Origin of the sequence: Mesorhizobium sp. M1142 (assembly GCF_040318565.1) — a bacterium.
GTDB lineage: Bacteria > Pseudomonadota > Alphaproteobacteria > Rhizobiales > Rhizobiaceae > Mesorhizobium.
In genome coordinates, this window is record NZ_JAMYMK010000069.1 from 1 (window position 1) to 1,441 (window position 1,441).

At 65.2% G+C, this 1,441-nt stretch carries 1 pseudogene; it reads right to left on the reverse strand.

The features are described from left to right. Nucleotides 1–22: 22 nt before the first annotated feature. A pseudogene (locus NKH42_RS31080) lies at nucleotides 23–1,376 on the reverse strand (IS701 family transposase). Nucleotides 1,377–1,441 lie beyond the last annotated feature (65 nt).

Below are 1,441 nucleotides of genomic sequence, written 5' to 3' on the forward strand. Positions count from 1 at the left end.
CTAGCACTACTTTGGCAGATTTTTAGCGGAGAGGGTTCTGCGGCAGTGGGGACAACGGATTGGGGGCGGCTGCGCGAGCGCGGTGAGGATGGCTTGCCTGACGGCGGGTAGGCTCGGTTGGGGCGGCGGGCCGAGGATTCTTTTTTCCCCCTCCCGCTTGTTTGAGGCGGCGAGATTGCAGGAAGGCGTAGGCGATCATCGTCATCAGCGCGTGCCGGTGCAGGCCCGTCCATGAGCGCCCCTCGAAGTGGTCGAGGCCAAGTTCCTCCTTGAGCTGCTGATGCGCCTGTTCGCAGACCCAGCGCGCCTTGATGGCGCCTGCGATCTGCTTGAGCGGGGTGTCGGCGGGCAAGTTGGAGAGGTAGTATTTGCGCTCGCCGGTCGAGCGGTGCTCGCCGATCACCCAGACCTCCTCGCCAGGCAGATGCTGAGCGCCCATGTCGCGGATGCGCTGGGGTGGGCCATCTGCAACCCGGACACGGACAGCGGCGAAGCGCGCCGAGAGGCGGCCTTTGGTGCCACGCCGCCAACTGACCGTCCGCCATTGGGCCTTTTCCAGCATCGCCTGCGCGGCCATCGACTTCACATCGGGGATATGCCGGCGGCGCGGGCGGCCGTGTCCGGCAACCGGGAAGATCATCGCCACGTCGGCGGCATAGACCTTCTGCTTGAACGGGATACCGACGGCCCAGGTAAGGCCGCGCTCGGTGAGCGCCTGCCGGAAGGGGGCGCTCAAACCATATCCGGCATCGGCGAGCACGCAGCCAAAGCGTAAGCCGGCTGCGCGAGCCCGGTCGATCTCGGCCAGCGCGATTTCGGGCTTGGTCCTGTAGGCACGATGGTCCTCGGGCACACCGGCACGGTCGAGCCGGGCGGGATCGGAAGTCCAGCTCTCGGGCAGAAACAGCCGCAGCCCCACCATGACCGGCACTTCGCCAGAGGCCAGCGTCAGCGACACCAGCGTCTGGCAGTTGGCGTTCTTGCCAAGCGCCGAGGCATATTGCGGCGCGACGCCGACCGAGTGGCGCCCCTTCTTGGGGAGCGCGGTGTCGTCCACGATCAGCCACGCATCGTTCCCGCCAACTTGTCTGTCGGCCTCCGCGAGCAGCACCTTCTCCAGCGGCGCAGCATCCCACACGCCGCTCGCGATGAAGTGGTGCAGCTGGTCATAGTTGACGCCTGCATGGCGCGCCGCCATCGGTTGGACGCTCTTGCGATCCCCAAGGCCAATCAGGCCAGCAATATAGGCCGGACACATCCGCGCACGCGTCTTGTGCCTCAACGCCGAGACGAACGGCTCAAGCCACCGCTCCAGATCGAGTTGCCAATCCCTGTTCATGGCCGGCCCCTCCAACAGCCGACCTCTCATGAATCACGCAAAACCGCTCTTGGGAATCCTCAAAACGCTCCCAGAACTAAAAAACTGCCAAAGTAGTGCTAG